This is a genomic window from Buttiauxella massiliensis (assembly GCF_902500225.1).
GTDB lineage: Bacteria > Pseudomonadota > Gammaproteobacteria > Enterobacterales > Enterobacteriaceae > Buttiauxella > Buttiauxella massiliensis.
Genome location: NZ_LR722675.1, coordinates 1 through 16,575 on the forward strand (window position 1 = coordinate 1; position 16,575 = coordinate 16,575).

Genomic DNA, 16,575 nt, shown 5'->3' on the forward strand with positions numbered 1-16,575 from the left:
CCCCAAACCCCCCCGCCAAATGCCTGCCCCCAAGTCGCACCAATAGCCCCAACAACAACCAGCACTGCACCGATAACGGTTTGCAAGACGCCAGCTCGTTTACTCCCGGCAATCACCGGCACAATGCGGATCACCTCATCACCGCAGCCGTGCTTCAACTCATCTTTACCAATGTTGCGCTTACCTTTGAATATGGCGAAGCGCAGCCCTTTGAGGTGTGCATTCTGCATAAACGCTTCAAAGCCAGGCAGCGTGACAGACAAGGCCCGGAAAGCTTCAGTTGTAGAGGATATCTCTCGCTTATGTTCACGGCCAAAATGTGTGGCGAGGGAGCCGCTAAGTAAAATTGTATTCATTTGTCACCCTTTGATATTGCCTTGATACGGTCATAAGCATATGAAAACACCACATCATGAGGGCACATAAACACCACTACTGCCCGGTCATTCATCGTGTTGAGTATTTCATTCAGCTCAAAATCGAAATCCTGAGTTCGTGCGGGCATGCTCATATGTATGTCACCAGGATATTCCGGGTTGCTCTCATCCGGAGCGTCCTGAATACGACTACCTTTGACGACATAGACAAGTGCGGATTTGTTATTGAATTTAATTTCCGCTTTTAGTCGTTTACCTGTTGGATGCTTTGCCATTCTTAGCCCTTCATAAATAATTAAACAGTGACGTTATCTTTCGGCTCACCACGGATTAACGCTGCCACCATTTGTGGAATTGAATAAAGCGGCTCCCCGCTTTCACTGACTGCTATTGGCTTGAAATGCGCCATGATGCGCTGGATATAATCAGGATCATCGCCACCAGCTATCTGAGCACAGGTTATAAGGGCATCTTTAAATCTCGCCATCGTTGGATTCCTCAGTGTCTTCTACCCCAAACTTATCACTCTGCATTTCGTTGTAGAGGTGGTCGCGGAAATCATCAATTTTGTCCTGCACATATTTGACTGCTGTTGGCGTCAGTGCACAGTCGCGTTCGAGTAGGTCGGGAAGCGTTTCAAGTACCAGCACCAGCCCTTTGCAAATTTGGGTATAAACATCCCGGCATTCTTCAGCAGGTATTAGTTCTCTGGATGCTTCCTCAAATTTAAGGCGCTCGTTTTCTGCTTGCCAGTGCGCCCGGCGTTCTGCAGGCGTCATCTGGTTAACATCTAAATCTTGCGGGTTACTTAACGCCTGCAGCAGATTGCGAACGCTGTAATTTTTTCTCGTTTTACTACTGCCCTCCGCTGGCTCTAATGGCCTGACAACTGCGGCCACAGTTTTTCTGTCACGCTCAAGAATCTCTGCCAATTCAGTGATACTGAACGTATGGCTTAGTACATCGTTTACCGTCATAGATTTCTCTTTCGTTTGGCAAACCCTATTACCCAAACGGACCAAGTTGGAGATATTAAAAACAAAGAGTTAACTATCGTTTGTCCGTTTGGCCGTTTGGTGCGCAATCCCAAAAACTAGCCGTTATCCGCGTGCCCGCCGCCTCGTGGCAGGCCGTAGCCCCGGGAGGACCCACGCCATACAGACAGCAAAAAGGCGACTCTCGCCGCCCTTCCCGCCTTACGCCTTGCCTGTCGATTTGACCAGCCCGCGATAGTCCAGCGGTGCCACACCTGCATCGATACGCACCTTCCATGCGACACCATCAACAGTGAAGCCTTCCTGCTGTTCAAGGTACGGTGAGTCCATCCCATCAAGGTAAGCCACCTCAAAGGTGTCCATTCCCTGTGCTGCTGTCACATACCACTCTTTAGGGTGGTACTTATCCAGACGCGGCTCGACAATCACCTGAGCCATATCCTTAACCACGTTCATGATGCCTGGGTTCTGGTTATAGACAGGTACATCCTTCCCACCGACTTCCTGTGTACCAATCTGAAGTAGAGAGGAAGAAGACAAGACAGCCCGATTAGCAGCGCTTTCTAATGCTGCTGGCACGAGGATAAATGCAGGGGTGATGTTGAGTGCGTCGCCGTTGGCATCTTCCTGCAGACGCATTGCCTTGCGCGCTGCATCCAGGCCTTCGGTTGTCATGTCCAGAGCAATAACGTTCTTGTGGTCTGCATGGAACAATTCTTTACCGTCTGTAAATTTCTGACTAGCTACAAGCATCAGATAGACAAGCTCACCAACTGTCCGTGAAGCGGCGCGGCCCATTGCCATAGGGATGGAAGTTAGCTGACTCAGGTCGTCATTGATAATGGCCTGACGGGTGATCGTGAATATTTCACCATATGTGGCCAGCGCGATAGGTACGCCTTCGTCAGAAGTGGTGATGTATTTATATTCAGCACCTTCACGCACCTGGCGAAGTTTTGAAAAACCATTCAGACCAACACGCTTGGCTTCACGGAAGTTGGACAGAGAGCCTTTTTTGGTCCACTGCTGGAATGTTTCACCGCTGTTCTGCCAGCCCGCCAATACTGATTGCTCTGCACCACCAGCCAGGATGTGCGAAAAATCACTGCTGCTGTGAGTGAATGCCAGATTTACAATCTGCGAACGGTTGCCGAGAGCACCGATATTGATCCCGCGATCTACCAACGAAGCCTGCGCCATTTCAAACAGACTCATCATTGCATATGGGTTGCCACGTTCTGCGCGTTGATGACCCAGGCGGGCATATAAACCCTGGCGAATACCATCACCAGTAATGTTGCCGTTCCCGGAGTAAATATGTGCCTGGCCTTTATTGGAAGGTGTCGCACCGCGCCCAATTTCAGCCAGCAGCAAATCTTTGGCTTTATCTGGTGTGCAGCCCACATCTTCAAGACACTGCATTTTCAGAGCGTCATGTTTACCGCCAAACATGGAGAAAAGGTCTTTAATCCCGGTTAAGCGGCTTTGCTCAGGAGTTGCGGTAGTGGTGGAGGCTTTCGGGCTGGTAATCATCCCTTTCAGTGATTCAGGCATACGTTCAAACTCCTCAATTCGTTTTGATTCGATACAGGCCATAGCGCGTACCGATTCGATAAGCTGATCTGCAAAACCATGCACCACACATTCGGCACCACTCAGCCAGGTCTCTTCTTCCAGCAGCGCGGCGATCTCGTCGTGTGACTTTCCAGTTTTGGCGGTATAGGCAGGGATTAAGACGCTTTCGACTTTATCCAGCAGGTCGGCGTAGTCGCGCATGGCGTTCGCGTCACCGCTGGAAGCGCCCCACGGCTTGTGCACCATCATCATCGCGTTCTCAGGCATGATGACCGGGTTACCGACCATAGCGATAACTGACGCCATCGAAGCCGCCAGGCCGTCAATGTAAGTCGTGATGGGAATGCCCAGACCTTTCAGGGCGTTGTAGATGGCGATACCGTCGAACACGTCACCGCCTGGTGAGTTAATGCGTAGGTTAATGCTGGTGGCACCCGAGATGTCCTTGAGGTCACTAACGAACTTTTTCGCCGTAATGCCCCAGTAGCCAATCTCGTCATAAATCAGGATTTCAGCCGGGCCACCAGCAGCCGAGGCTTTGATGGTGTACCAGCTTTTCATTTGTCACCTTCCACGGCCGCAAAACCGTTTTTATCAAGCCAGGCGTTTACAGCATGACGGACGACTTGCGCCACGCCGGGTAATGGCTGTCCCGGGTTCGTTTTCAGATGTTCGATGCGGTAATGCTTCAGGCGCATGACGGTTTGTGCGTCCAGATGTACTGAACCACCCTTAACCTCGCCTAAGTTCAAATCGTGAATGTCGCTCATGTTGCCTTCTACTGGATAACCAAACAGGCATTTATCATTGATCGTTAAAAGTGGTAAGTAAATCTATATTTATCGATTAAATAGATTTAAGAGATTAAAATATGGAAAGTTGGTCATGGGTATACACCCGCAACCCCTTTTAAGAAGCGGGCTGGAAGGGAGTTTTGCATGGTTTTGTATACAATACGTACATTGTGGGGTATGCCCCCCAAAGGCATGCCAGAACTGGCTTTGGGCGCAGCAGTGTATACTGCGTGGGGTGTGAACCCTTTTTGCTGCATTATTCAGCTAGTTTTAACATTTCCTTCATTTCTTCTGCGTTCACCGCGGTGGCGGTATTGCCTCCAAACCTGTCTCTGTAGGTAGAGGCGACAACAATGCCGGTGAATGAATCAGTTCTGCGCGATTTTGGCACTTTTGCTGTACCACCTGTACCACTATCCTCTGAGCCCAGAACTGGCGCGGCCTGTAGCTGGTATAGCTAGTGTGGTATAGCTGATTTCGACCTGTACCACCTGTACCAGTTAAGGCCTCTTTTTGGTATAGGTGGTATAGGTCTGGTATAGGTAGTTAAAAAACCTGTACCACCTTTAAAGCCTTTGTTGGTGCGGCTTTAACGCATTGTGGTATAGGTGGTACAGGTAAAACCCCGCATGTGTTATGTAAATACCCTTTCGCTTTTCTCGCCCAACACTGCCGCAAAGTTATTTTTCATCACATCAATATCTGGCACTACGTAAAACTTCCCCTCTCCACGATCGGAACGGCCAGCGACTTCAAAGCCAAGATGTGACATAACCTTGCCCAAAGAAGATCGTGCGGCAGCCGGCTGAATACTTTCCCCGTTCGATTCGCACCACAGCATGAACTTATCCACCAGCTCACCTGCAAAGACACGCTCTTGCCCGTTGAATGGCTTTCCACCCCATAATTCACCATAGAGATACTGGTAAGCCGGTGGCAGGCTGGACAGCTTCTCTTCAATTAGCGCCGCTGTAACCGGTGGCCGCCGTGGGTCAAAGTTTCTTAAGTCAATATTCATCAGATAGGCCAGAAGCCGCGATGCACCACCGTTGTCTATCCACTGATGGAGACGGTCAAAGTACCCTTTATCCTGTGCACGGGTTCCGTCAGGCTCAAGTACCAGATAACGCCTCTCACGTAGTCCAGCGCGGATCACCCTGTCATGGTTACTGGCAAACACAAACCGCGCATAGTTGGGCATTGGCTCTGGATCTTTCCCCTTTCGCTCGAGGTTAATAGTCGGTTCACTGATAAGTGCCTTCAGTCGGTCAGCACAGCGGGCATCCGTTAGTTCGGCCTCATCAATAAACACAAACATCTTATTGGCTATCGTGCCATTAAAGCGGCCCGCTATCTGACCTGGGCCATTGACCTGAATGCCATACATTCCGAGGATTTCCAGCAACGGGCGAACCATTGAACCCTTGCCTGTTCCCTCGATAGATTTCATCACCACGGCAACAGATGGTTTCTCGTCAGGCTTCTGAAACATATGCGCAAGCCAGCCCACCAGGTAGCTGTAAGACTCTTCGTCACCGGCACAAATGACAAACTTCAGGTGCTCAAGATAGGGTGCTACGTCCCCATCCACCGGCTGAACTGAAAGCCCCATGAAAAGGTTATAAACACCATCAGGACAACGCTGAATGTTTGGATAGAAACCCACACCATCAAGTTTCTTAGCATGCCCCGGCCACTCAAGCCAGGCACCACCGAGACGACGCCCGGCAACACGGCCTGTGTCGAGAAAATTATTACGAAATGAATTCAGCGTCTGGAAAGCATGGGTTTCACCGGTCACCGGGTTAGCCTTCATGCTCACGACGTGGTGATCACCAAATGCAAGAACGTGTGTGTAAGTAGCGTTCAAACTATCAAGTTTCTGGCGATCCTCATCGTTAATGCGGGTACCATCGCCAAGCTCTTCACCAAGGGCAGTCTTTCTTTTCCCTTTCTCAATGAGCAAAGAGACGACTTTCTTATCTTGCGGGAATACCTTGTGGATACGAGTCGAATCACGAAGCCAGGCGTTTAACTCCTCTTCACCGATTTCCTCCACCAGCACAGCCCGCCGCAGGGCAATAACCTGCTCCATATCCCCACCCAGATAACCGGCATCACATAAATCCTCATAGGTCATGCTGTGTAACTGACTTAACTTCGCCACCAGCTTGCCATACGTGGTTGCCGTGTCTTTATGCTGGTGGATTGCCTTATCCAGATCCGTGCGGGTGTAAGGGCGACCATGTGCCCACAGATAGACACACGAAAACAACGCATCAGATACTGTTTCAACCGCAGTTAATGGTGCCGTCATTTCGGTATCCCCCCACTCATCTGGAACTTACCGAGCAAAGGATGGAACCAGTACGCAGACCCATACTTACGCTTTGCCGCACGGAGAACTAACCTGGCTGCTTCTCTGAATTTGACATCGTTGGCAATGAAACCGCCTGATTTTTGCTTTATGAGCAATACACCAGTGTTATGAGCCAGCTCTTCAGCCTTCTTGGTTGAAATGCCAAACTCGGTGGCAAGAGTAGTCAGTGGGGACATGCCCGGAGGAATTTCACCTCCTTGCGTATCTGCCAGTGCCTTAACCTGGCTTTCAAGCTCTTCAATACGCGTTGCCATCAGATCGACACGGTTCACCAGTTCGTTAAATTTCACATTACTGATCATCCTGAACCTCCCCGTTATCCAGCATGTCAGCCATTTCGCGCGCTCTTTCAGCAGCAATAGCAATCAGCGAAGGTATGAACCGGTTGGTCGTGTTGTCGTTGTTGCATGCCAATTGGTTCAGGCAGTCCAGCAACTCCATGGTGAAGGTCGCATGGTGAAGAGGGCTAACAGCGGTTTCGAATGTTCTACGCATTGCCTGAGTCTCCTTCATACGCATCTTTGATTTGACGAAGGCGATGCAGAACTTTGCAAAGGAGATCGAAAGACATTTCGTGTTCTTCTTCCCCGCCGCCGTGTAACTCAGCAGATGCAGCCAAAAGGCTTACAGCCTTACGCAACTCATCATCAAGGCTCAGTTCTTTAAACTTAAGCATGGCGCACCTCCTGAACTGGCAGACGTGCGGCGAAGAAGAGCAACCACCCCGGGCAATTGTCGCGGGCGTCCTGTTCACTGGCGGCATTGGTATAAAGCACGATAGGCTTTGTATCAGGCGCAATTGCGGGTACGGCAAGAAAACGCCATGTGAATTTCAGGCGAGTTTGGGTAGACTGTGATTCAGCCATAACTGTTACCTCGATTAACGGTTTGGTAAGAGGCCCTGTCAGTGTTCTAGCACTACGGGGCTTCGCTATATTTAGCAGTTGCAAAACCATTTCGGTTACGTTGTAATTACAACTACCAGCCGATAATATGGATTTTGTAATTACAATGTCAAGCGATAAAGCAAAAACTGACCAGTACCAGATCCGTCTCCAGCATGAGTTACGGGCACAGCTTGAAACAGAAATGAAAAAAGATGGGGACTCTTCGCTAGCCACATGGATTAAGCGAGTTCTTCGAAAAGAGCTGCAATCCCGTGGTATCGAGCCAAAAGGCTGAATTAAATCAGTCGGCTCAAAATTGAGCTGGCCGTTGCTCACATATGAGCATCGAGAGAAATTACGGGAAATATCCGGGGTATACGGCAATGGCGTACACCCCAATAGAGAGCAATGCCCGCTATCTAGGTGTGCCCAAAACTGGGCATACCCTGTTAAGCAAACCAATCGACCCAAAATACGGGTGGTTATGGGGGTATGCTGCAACGGTGCATACCCCACAATGAGGTGTCCGAAGTTTTCCGCACACCCAAGACCGAGTTGCAAATTAGCAACTCGCTTTAAGATAGTCGGTTCAACCAAACCACTTATAGTGGGTAGGTTAACCGCGCCGCTGCTGCAGTTCGTGCTTTGACCACCAGCGCAAGGCCTGGTAATATCGATAGTGGATTTGTTAGTGTTACTTGGGCGGCCCTGCAAGGTCGCCTTTGTTTTATCTGCCATACCCCACCTCACGCAGCTTGATTGCTATCAACTTTTGGCTGGTTAATCTGCCAAGCAGAAATCTCAGACAGAAGCCAACCGACAGAACGACCGCCAAGCTTGCGCCGGACAGGGAATTTTCCGTCTTTTTCCATCATGTAGCGGGTAGTTCGGCAAAGACCAGTTAACTGGCGGCATTCAACCTCGCGGATCACTCGCTCGGCTATAGGTAGGGATTGCTTGAATTGGTTCATAAAAAAATGCCCTCGTTCGTTATTGTTCGAGGGCATTCTTTAAAAGATTAGCATTTAGCTTGGTGAAATCACTTGCTCAATATGTGATATCACTTTTTTGATCTACCTCTGCCTAGATATTTTTGCCAAGTCTGGATGTGTGTCTCAGGCAACTCAACTCCTTGTTTAGCTGCAATTCCCTCAATAATATTTTGAATTTTACTAACAGCCATTGCATCAATATTAACATTTTTAAAATCCGGCAATAGACTTATTAAGGCAGGAATTATCTCTGCTTTTTTTGCACCAGTTTTTGGGCTTTCAGGCTTATCGATATTTGACGTATCATTATGAGATAGTATTCCCTCGCCTTTTAATCGCAAAACCTCATCTTTTGTAATAAATAAATCATCCAAGGTAATATTAATACCTTCATGGGATAAGTTGTTCTCTACCCCATTGCTTCTTAAATAATCATTATCCCTAGATATTATTTGACTAGAAGAAGCAAACTCCCCGTCATTCCTGAAGTATCCTGATAGTTCGTCATTGGTATTATCTGTAGGTAATGCAAAGGAACGAACCTCTATACTTTCATTTTTTATGAGATTCATTTCATGAATATACAGGTCTCTCTCACTAACTTCTAACAACCCAAAAACAGCATGAATAACAGAACTTGAATCAACAACTTGTAAATTTTCATCAAGCCAAAAATCTACGTACCCAAGGATTCTCACATAAGAATTAATGTAATCAAAGCTATGAGTATAAATTGCTAAGTCATCTCCCTTATCACCCTTAGTAAAGGTCACATCATCTTGAGATATTTGATTATTGATAACTTTATAATCCACTAAAAGATAAGAGGACCATTCGTCATTTTCATTTCCAAAACCTGGTCCGGATGAGTGAACTTTTACGCAGAGCTTAGTATAACCATTGGCAGCAAAATGTATTATATCAGATACATCACAATTAAGTTTTTTAGCCGCCTTATCCAAAGGATAATATAAACGCTCAGGTAATTTCATTTTGCCACCTTCAAGATAGTTACATTTGAATGGTCAGCAGAAATCAGCTCTAACCTCTCCATCCATTTATTCAGTGCATCCAGCTTCTCGGGTAAATACTGGCTACGGTTATATACCGCCATCACACCACCAAGCGTATGGCCAAGCAGCTGCTCGACAACGTGTGGAGCAATACCCATATTATTTAGAGTAGTCGAGAACGTCCGGCGCAGGTCGTGGAGTGTCCACGGCTCAGAGTGGCCCAAGCGCTTATAGATACCTCTTCCCCACTGGCTGATAGCTTCTGGTTTTTTTATCTCGCCCAGCAGCAGGCCGCTGTCTTTATTTCGGTTGTACAGAGTGGTGATGAATGGCTGTATAGCTTCCGGTATCGGTCGTAAGATTTTTACGCCACCCTTGCTGTGTTCTTTCGGTACCGTCCAGATCCAGTCCTGTAAATCCCACTCACTGATGCGGGAAAGGCGTAGCTCTTGCGTTCGGCAGCCGAACACCACCAGCAAATGCAGGATAGAAGCGTAATAGGGTTTGAATTTAAGGCCGGTGCTTTCTCGCCAGATATCGGCTAATTCATGCCTGGTGTGTTCCCTATCGCGTTTCTCCTGCTTTTTACCCACATCATCGACAGTTAAATCATTGAGGGCGTTGCTCACTGCGTAGCGATGCACACGGCAGAATTTCAGTGCTTGTTTACACATCTGGAGAAGATAGCCGGCTGCTACAGGAGCCTCACTTCTCACCCGGCTAAAACACTCAAGCCAGTGGCGCGTTTCGCACATTGAAAGTGGGTAATTCCCGATATAGGGGTAGATATGCTTTTTAAGCTGTTCGGTGTGCTTTCCAACGTTGGCGCGTTTGTGGGTGGCGTATTCCTTTACCCAGTATTCCATAGCGTCTTGTACAGAGACCGGCTTCAGGGTTTCCTGTGTCGTAATGCTCAACTGGTGTTTGGGGTTTTTCCCCTCTGCCAACCAGCTACGGCACTGATCACGCTTTTCTCTTGCCGCCTTCAGGGAAAGATCCGGATAGTTCCCCAATTTGATGCGCTGCGAATTTGAGTCACGGCCACCAATCCGAAAGGAGTAATACCAGGTCATAATACCGACCTTTGATATTTTTATGCTGAGTCCATCACCATCTGCGTAAAAACTGTCGCCAGGGCTTTCCCTTCCCAGCATTTTACGTAGTGAGGTATCGCTTAATTTGTTTGTTCCACCAGCCATAAAAACCTCAGTTCATTTTTCAGAGTGCTCAGGACTGACTGCACCACTGACTGCACATCTCAATGTTACCCCATGAACTGTGACGAACAAAGACAAACAATAAAGTGATTATTATCCTTTAATATCAAATTGATACATGAACACTGATAAACAAGGGCAAACCATAAAAAACCATGATTCTGAAAATACGGCATGAACTGATATTAATCAGTTAAGTTGTTGTTTAAAAAGGCGCTACTCGGCATGGGGAAGCGCCTTTTTTAACGTTTGTAATATGCCTGGTGAAAGGCTAATTTGCTAACGAATGGGTCAGGTAAACTTACTCGGTATGCGAATATTCAGCTTCCGCTAACGCACGGAGTTGCTCTTGCATATATGAAGAAAAGTATTCAGGATTTTTGATAAGAACTCGGTTGCCAGACTCAATTTTATCAGCCCACCCTGCCACTTTTTTCGTGAATTCAGCGTTCCATCCCTCCTGATTAGCTCTTGCCGTAACATCTTCTGTGCTAACCGGTACCCCCAGCTCTTTCAGATACTTAAATATCCCCTTAGCTGTACTCTCATCCATAGAATGTGGTGTTGATGCGGATGTATTCATACCGCCAATGTAGTCCAATGCTTTTTCAATGACAGCTGGCATATTCTTATCCTTAATATTAACCATGTATTAAACGAGCCTGTAGCACGCACTGACAACCACCAGTTAACCATATGATTTCAATGGTTACTACCCTTGGTAATGCACCCTTTTTAATAGTTGTGACGCGGACTGGTTATCTGAAAATGTTTAACTTCACTTTTTCTCCACACTTTCTTGTCTATGCCCGCTTTTCTCCACTTTGTTTACACTGCACATGAATTGCAATTATTCCTCTCTGCTCTCCATGCCCACTGCGGTGATAAAATCACCACATTCACACCGGTTCAGGTTATTAGATAATTGTAGCCTTAACGCACGAATTATCCCTGAACGGGGTTTGGTTTAATGAGGTTCCATATGAAAAAGCTAATTGCCGCTGCGTTGCTTTCTACACTTCTGGCAGGTTGTGCAACCAACTCACCTTGCGTGCCAGTCTATGACGATCAGGGCCGTCTGGTGCACACCAATACCTGCATGAAAGGGACAACTCAGGATAACTGGGAAACCGCAGGTGCAATTGCCGGTGGTGCCGCAGCGATTGCCGGCCTAACGCTAGGTATCGTTGCATTAACTAAATAAAGTACATTCCGTATTTAATAAGCGCGCCCATATCGGGCGCGCTTTTTTATTGGAAAATCCGCAGTCATTTTCCTTTGCTTTATTAAAGTGCATCCATTCCCACCACTTCATTTTTTTAGTTTCGCTGGCTTATATCCCCAATCTTTTTGGCGTGAAACAAATCACTTACTTCTTTCAGATTTTGTTTTATTGCAGCAGCAGATGTGACTCCTTCCACAAACCAATACAGGTGCTATTCACGCTAATTTTCACGCCAGAAATTACTTCTTTTCATATGATCAAAAACTGAAACTTTTTTGCGCTGAAATGTGGCGTAGGTTTCAATTTTGCCCCGTTGTGGGGCGCTGCAAGTAATTTTTCCTGTCTACACTCAGCTTACTGCGACGGGAGGCACACGCATGCCGTCTCTCGCAACCTTGGCACTCCCTTTGCTTTAACCACATTGGCAGATGCCACAGACAGGAAAATGGCGTCATCCAGATGCCTACACTTATAACGATAATTTCGCCACACAGGATGAATTATGAAAAAGACTCTGATCTCCACTCTGGTCGCTGCCGGTGCATTATTCGCGGTAGTCAATCAGGCTCATGCCGGCACCACGTTTGACGCGGTAAAGAAGAAAGGCTTTGTGCAATGCGGGATAAGTGACGGCTTACCTGGTTTTTCTTACGCTGATGCAAACGGTAAATTTACCGGCATTGATGTGGACGTTTGTCGTGGCGTTGCCGCTGCGGTATTTGGGGATGCCTCGAAAGTTAAATATACCCCGCTGACCGCAAAAGAGCGTTTTACAGCTCTCCAGTCAGGTGAAGTGGACATTCTGTCACGTAATACCACCTGGACTTCATCACGCGATGCTGGCATGGGAATGATGTTTACCGGCGTCACTTATTACGATGGCATCGGCTTCCTGACACACAACAAAGCAGGCCTGAAGAGCGCTAAAGAACTAGATGGCGCGACCGTTTGTATTCAGGCAGGTACTGATACCGAACTGAACGTCGCCGATTACTTCAAAGCAAATAATATGAAATACACCCCAGTAACGTTCGATCGCTCCGATGAGTCAGCCAAAGCGCTGGAATCAGGCCGCTGCGATACTCTGGCTTCCGACCAGTCACAACTCTATGCACTGCGCATCAAACTAAGCACACCAGGTGAATGGATTGTTCTGCCGGAAGTCATTTCAAAAGAGCCTTTAGGCCCCGTCGTACGCCGTGGTGATGAAGACTGGTTCTCTATCGTACGCTGGACGTTGTTCGCCATGCTCAATGCTGAAGAGATGGGGATTGACTCTAAAAACGTTGATCAGATGGCTGCTAACCCAACAACACCGGATATGGCACACCTGTTAGGTAAAGAAGGTGATTTCGGTAAAGACCTGAAGCTAGATAATAAATGGGCCTATAACATCGTCAAACAAGTCGGCAACTACGCCGAAATCTTCGAACATAACGTCGGTTCTGATAGCCCGCTGAAGATCAAACGTGGGCAAAACAACCTGTGGAACAAAGGCGGTATTCAGTACGCACCGCCTGTTCGCTAAGCGAGATGTCAGAAATGGGCACTACTGCGGTAGTGCCCAAAGTTTGAGTTTATGTTACTGAGGTTCGCTTATGTCCCATCGCCGCCCAATCGTAAAAGGTGATATTTCCTTTTCTAACCCAGCGGTTCGTGCCTGGCTGTTTCAGATTATCGCGGTCGCCATTGTGGTTGGCATTGCTGTTTACCTGATACACAACACCGTCACTAACCTTAGCAATCGTGGCATTACCTCAGGTTTTGCATTCCTTGATCGAGCCGCAGGCTTCGGTATCGTTCAGCACCTCATTGATTATGAGCAGGGTGATACTTATGGCCGCGTGTTTGTTGTCGGCCTGCTGAACACCTTATTGGTTTCCGCATTGTGTATTGTGTTTGCATCATTTATCGGCTTCTTTCTTGGACTTGCCCGCCTTTCCGATAACTGGTTGCTACGCAAACTATCCACTTTTTACATTGAGACATTCCGCAATATCCCACCTTTATTGCAGATCTTCTTTTGGTATTTTGCCGTTCTTCGCAACCTGCCGGGTCCTCGTCAGGCAGTCAACGCGTTCGACCTTCTCTTTCTAAGTAACCGCGGGCTCTATATTCCCTCCCCGCAGATTGGTGAAGGTGTACTGGCTTTTATCGGCGCCATTTTGTTAGCACTGATAATTTCGGTAGGCTTGTATTGCTATAACAAAATGCATCAGATAAAAACGGGGCAATTGCGCCGTACCTGGCCCTATGGTCTGGGGTTACTGATCTTGTTACCGCTACTCGCACATTGGCTATTTGGTGCAGCATTGCACTGGGATGTTCCCGCGTTGCGTGGTTTTAACTTCCGTGGGGGGATGGTTCTCATTCCTGAACTGGCGGCATTAACTTTAGCGCTGTCGGTTTATACATCCACTTTTATTGCCGAAATTATCCGCGCAGGTATTCAATCGGTACCTTACGGCCAACACGAAGCGGCGCGTTCACTGGGGATACCGAACCCTGTTACATTGCGCCAGGTGATCATTCCTCAGGCAATGCGCGTCATCATCCCGCCACTCACCAGCCAATACCTCAATATCGTCAAAAACTCATCACTGGCAGCCGCTATTGGTTATCCGGACATGGTTTCATTGTTCGCAGGAACGGTGCTCAATCAGACTGGTCAAGCCATTGAAACTATTGCGATAACAATGTCGGTCTACCTGATTATCAGCCTGACTATTTCGTTACTGATGAATATCTATAACCGGCGAATTGCCCTAATTGAGCGCTAAGGAATTACGATGACAAAAGCATTAGTGTCACATCACACGCGCCCAAAAGCTGTTCGCTCAAGTGTCGTGCAATGGGCTCGTAAGAATCTTTTTTCCAGTTGGTCTAATAGCTTACTGACTATTTTCTGTTTGTGGATGATGTGGGTGCTGATTCCACCCTTGTTAAACTGGACGATTTTCCAGGCTAACTGGATTGGGGAAACCCGTGCGGACTGCACAAAAGAAGGGGCATGCTGGGTGTTTATCCACGCACGTTTCGGACAGTTTATGTACGGGCTCTACCCGCATGATCAACGCTGGCGCATTAACCTTGCACTGCTTATTGGTCTGGTTTCCATCATTCCAATGTTCTGGAATGCGATACCTCGCCGTGGCCGTTATATCGCCGCATGGGCAGTTATCTATCCGCTGGTTGTTTGGGGTTTATTGTACGGTGGGTTTTTAGGGCTGGATCGCGTCGAAACACGTCAGTGGGGTGGCTTAACTTTAACGCTAATCATCGCATCAGTAGGGATCGCCGGGGCGTTGCCATTAGGGATCTTACTGGCCTTAGGTCGCCGTTCGACAATGCCGGTAGTCAGAATCTTGTCAGTGATATTTATCGAGTTCTGGCGAGGCGTTCCGCTAATCACCGTGTTGTTCATGTCATCCGTCATGCTGCCGCTATTTCTTTCTGAAGGAACAAGCATAGACAAACTTATCCGCGCATTGGTCGGCGTGATCCTTTTCCAGTCGGCTTATGTCGCTGAAGTGGTTCGCGGAGGTTTGCAGGCACTACCAAAAGGGCAATACGAAGCCGCAGAATCTCTGGCGTTGGGATACTGGAAAACCCAGGGATTAGTGATCCTCCCACAGGCATTAAAGATGGTCATTCCAGGCCTTGTTAACACCATTATTGCTCTGTTCAAAGACACCAGTCTGGTGATCATTATTGGCTTGTTTGATCTGTTTAGCAGCGTACAGCAAGCCACTGTCGATCCTGCCTGGCTTGGAATGTCGACCGAAGGTTACGTCTTTGCAGCCCTCATCTACTGGATTTTCTGTTTCAGCATGTCACGCTACAGCCAGCATCTTGAAAAACGTTTTAACACCGGAAGAACACCGCACTGAGGATGAATAAATGAGCCAGATTACTATGCAACCCGCTGATGCGATGATCATGCTGGAGAATGTGAATAAATGGTACGGGCAGTTTCACGTACTTAAAGATATCAATTTGAAGGTGCAACAAGGCGAGCGCATTGTCCTGTGTGGACCTTCCGGTTCAGGTAAATCAACAACCATACGCTGTATTAATCACCTGGAAGAGCATCAACAAGGTCGTATTGTCGTTGATGGAACCGAACTCAACGATGATTTACGTAATATAGAGAAGGTTAGGACTGAGGTCGGGATGGTTTTCCAACACTTTAACCTGTTCCCACACCTGACCGTTTTGCAGAACTGCACTCTCGCCCCGATCTGGGTGCGCAAGATGCCCAAGAAAGAAGCTGAAGCACTCGGAATGCACTATCTGGAAAAGGTACGCATCGCAGAGCATGCGCATAAATTCCCGGGGCAAATATCTGGCGGACAACAGCAGCGTGTGGCGATTGCGCGTTCCCTATGCATGAAACCTAAGATTATGCTGTTTGATGAGCCAACTTCTGCACTTGATCCAGAGATGGTTAAAGAAGTACTGGATACGATGATTGGCCTGGCAGAATCTGGTATGACGATGCTGTGTGTGACACATGAAATGGGCTTTGCGCGGACCGTTGCTGATAGAGTGATCTTTATGGATAGAGGTGAAATCGTGGAGCAGGCACCACCAAATGAGTTCTTTGCTCACCCTAAGTCGGAGCGTACTCGTGCATTCTTGTCTCAGGTTATTCATTGATATTTAAAGAGAAAGGCCACATAAGTGGCCTTTTATTTCACTGGAAATACAAAACAAAAAGGCCATCCTTGCGGATGGCCTTTTTGTTTATTTGAAGCCTGGCAGTTCCCTACTCTCGCATGGGGAGACCCCACACTACCATCGGCGCTACGGCGTTTCACTTCTGAGTTCGGCATGGGGTCAGGTGGGACCACCGCGCTACTGCCGCCAGGCAAATTCTTTATCCAGCGCCGAACTTTAAACCTAAAAACTGGTGCTGATACCCAGAGTCGAACTGGGGACCTCACCCTTACCAAGGGTGCGCTCTACCAACTGAGCCATATCAGCACACTTTAATTTGGAGCCTGGCAGTTCCCTACTCTCGCATGGGGAGACCCCACACTACCATCGGCGCTACGGCGTTTCACTTCTGAGTTCGGCATGGGGTCAGGTGGGACCACCGCGCTGTTGCCGCCAGGCAT

General features: G+C 47.9%; 20 protein-coding genes, 1 tRNA gene, 2 rRNA genes and 1 pseudogene. 6 read left to right on the forward strand and 18 right to left on the reverse strand.

Annotation, left to right across the window (positions count from 1 at the left end; all coding sequences use genetic code 11):
• The 11 genes and pseudogenes from GC128_RS22455 to GC128_RS22505 form a co-directional block, all read right to left on the reverse strand.
• Positions 1–356: pseudogene (locus tag GC128_RS22455) on the reverse strand (tail assembly protein); the annotation flags it as partial.
• The gene (locus tag GC128_RS22460) at positions 353–652 is read right to left on the reverse strand and encodes a hypothetical protein (protein WP_151996138.1); all 300 of its coding nucleotides are present in this window, start codon (positions 650–652) and stop codon (positions 353–355) included. The gene GC128_RS22460 and the pseudogene GC128_RS22455, both read right to left, overlap by 4 nt.
• Positions 653–672: 20 nt before the next feature.
• The gene (locus GC128_RS22465; protein ID WP_151996139.1) at positions 673–864 is read right to left on the reverse strand and encodes a hypothetical protein; all 192 of its coding nucleotides are present in this window, start codon (positions 862–864) and stop codon (positions 673–675) included.
• Positions 851–1,354, reverse strand: coding sequence for a DUF1441 family protein (locus GC128_RS22470; protein ID WP_151996140.1), 504 nt, complete (start codon positions 1,352–1,354; stop codon positions 851–853). The genes GC128_RS22465 and GC128_RS22470 overlap by 14 nt, the downstream gene beginning before the upstream one ends.
• A gap of 219 nt (positions 1,355–1,573) precedes the next feature.
• Positions 1,574–3,508, reverse strand: a complete 1,935-nt coding sequence (locus tag GC128_RS22475; RefSeq protein WP_151996141.1) for a ClpP-like prohead protease/major capsid protein fusion protein — start codon at positions 3,506–3,508, stop codon at positions 1,574–1,576.
• Positions 3,505–3,717, reverse strand: a complete 213-nt coding sequence (locus GC128_RS22480; RefSeq protein WP_151996142.1) for a hypothetical protein — start codon at positions 3,715–3,717, stop codon at positions 3,505–3,507. The genes GC128_RS22475 and GC128_RS22480 overlap by 4 nt, the downstream gene beginning before the upstream one ends.
• Positions 3,718–4,375: 658 nt before the next feature.
• The gene (locus GC128_RS22485) at positions 4,376–6,058 is read right to left on the reverse strand and encodes a DUF5906 domain-containing protein (RefSeq protein ID WP_151996143.1); all 1,683 of its coding nucleotides are present in this window, start codon (positions 6,056–6,058) and stop codon (positions 4,376–4,378) included.
• Positions 6,055–6,423: a hypothetical protein gene (locus GC128_RS22490; protein WP_151996144.1), complete on the reverse strand. Its 369-nt coding sequence runs from the start codon at positions 6,421–6,423 to the stop codon at positions 6,055–6,057. Before GC128_RS22490 ends, GC128_RS22485 begins: the two co-directional genes overlap by 4 nt.
• On the reverse strand, positions 6,413–6,616 hold the full coding sequence (locus tag GC128_RS22495) for a hypothetical protein (RefSeq protein ID WP_151996145.1): 204 nt from the start codon (positions 6,614–6,616) through the stop codon (positions 6,413–6,415). The genes GC128_RS22490 and GC128_RS22495 overlap by 11 nt, the downstream gene beginning before the upstream one ends.
• Entirely contained in the window at positions 6,609–6,797 is a 189-nt protein-coding gene (locus GC128_RS22500; protein ID WP_151996146.1) for a hypothetical protein, read from the reverse strand. Before GC128_RS22500 ends, GC128_RS22495 begins: the two co-directional genes overlap by 8 nt.
• Positions 6,790–6,987, reverse strand: coding sequence for a host cell division inhibitor Icd-like protein (locus GC128_RS22505; RefSeq protein ID WP_193216300.1), 198 nt, complete (start codon positions 6,985–6,987; stop codon positions 6,790–6,792). The genes GC128_RS22500 and GC128_RS22505 overlap by 8 nt, the downstream gene beginning before the upstream one ends.
• Before the next feature lie 145 nt (positions 6,988–7,132).
• Between GC128_RS22505 and GC128_RS23015 the strand changes: the two genes are divergently transcribed.
• Complete coding sequence (locus GC128_RS23015) at positions 7,133–7,303, forward strand: hypothetical protein (RefSeq protein WP_193216301.1); 171 nt, start codon at positions 7,133–7,135, stop codon at positions 7,301–7,303.
• A gap of 451 nt (positions 7,304–7,754) precedes the next feature.
• Here the strand turns inward: GC128_RS23015 and GC128_RS22510 are convergent, their stop codons facing one another.
• The 4 genes from GC128_RS22510 to GC128_RS22525 form a co-directional block, all read right to left on the reverse strand.
• Positions 7,755–7,979 (reverse strand): helix-turn-helix transcriptional regulator, encoded by a 225-nt coding sequence (locus tag GC128_RS22510; RefSeq protein WP_151996148.1) that lies wholly within the window; start codon positions 7,977–7,979, stop codon positions 7,755–7,757.
• A gap of 89 nt (positions 7,980–8,068) precedes the next feature.
• Entirely contained in the window at positions 8,069–8,992 is a 924-nt protein-coding gene (locus GC128_RS22515) for a hypothetical protein (protein ID WP_151996149.1), read from the reverse strand.
• Positions 8,989–10,212: a tyrosine-type recombinase/integrase gene (locus GC128_RS22520; protein WP_151996150.1), complete on the reverse strand. Its 1,224-nt coding sequence runs from the start codon at positions 10,210–10,212 to the stop codon at positions 8,989–8,991. The genes GC128_RS22515 and GC128_RS22520 overlap by 4 nt, the downstream gene beginning before the upstream one ends.
• Before the next feature lie 319 nt (positions 10,213–10,531).
• Positions 10,532–10,879, reverse strand: a complete 348-nt coding sequence (locus tag GC128_RS22525) for a DUF1889 family protein (protein WP_151996151.1) — start codon at positions 10,877–10,879, stop codon at positions 10,532–10,534.
• 333 nt (positions 10,880–11,212) lie between these two features.
• Here GC128_RS22525 and GC128_RS22530 point away from each other — a divergent pair, with 333 nt between their 5' ends.
• The 5 genes from GC128_RS22530 (at position 11,213) to GC128_RS22550 (ending at position 16,114) form a co-directional block, all read left to right on the forward strand.
• A complete protein-coding gene (locus tag GC128_RS22530) occupies positions 11,213–11,434 on the forward strand; it encodes a hypothetical protein (protein WP_034459881.1) in 222 nt (73 codons plus the stop codon).
• 523 nt (positions 11,435–11,957) lie between these two features.
• Positions 11,958–12,983, forward strand: a complete 1,026-nt coding sequence (locus GC128_RS22535) for an amino acid ABC transporter substrate-binding protein (RefSeq protein ID WP_151996152.1) — start codon at positions 11,958–11,960, stop codon at positions 12,981–12,983.
• Between the two features lie 70 nt (positions 12,984–13,053).
• Entirely contained in the window at positions 13,054–14,235 is a 1,182-nt protein-coding gene (locus tag GC128_RS22540) for an amino acid ABC transporter permease (RefSeq protein WP_151996153.1), read from the forward strand.
• A gap of 9 nt (positions 14,236–14,244) precedes the next feature.
• Positions 14,245–15,345, forward strand: a complete 1,101-nt coding sequence (locus GC128_RS22545) for an amino acid ABC transporter permease (RefSeq protein WP_151996154.1) — start codon at positions 14,245–14,247, stop codon at positions 15,343–15,345.
• 10 nt (positions 15,346–15,355) lie between these two features.
• A complete protein-coding gene (locus GC128_RS22550; RefSeq protein ID WP_064514184.1) occupies positions 15,356–16,114 on the forward strand; it encodes an amino acid ABC transporter ATP-binding protein in 759 nt (252 codons plus the stop codon).
• A 96-nt stretch (positions 16,115–16,210) separates the two neighbouring features.
• Here the strand turns inward: GC128_RS22550 and rrf (GC128_RS22555) are convergent.
• The 3 genes from rrf (GC128_RS22555) to rrf (GC128_RS22565) form a co-directional block, all read right to left on the reverse strand.
• Positions 16,211–16,326, reverse strand: a 5S ribosomal RNA gene (gene rrf / locus GC128_RS22555).
• Positions 16,327–16,365: 39 nt separating this feature from the next.
• Positions 16,366–16,441 (reverse strand) — tRNA-Thr (locus tag GC128_RS22560).
• Positions 16,442–16,456: 15 nt separating this feature from the next.
• Positions 16,457–16,572 (reverse strand): 5S ribosomal RNA (gene rrf, locus GC128_RS22565).
• Positions 16,573–16,575 lie beyond the last annotated feature (3 nt).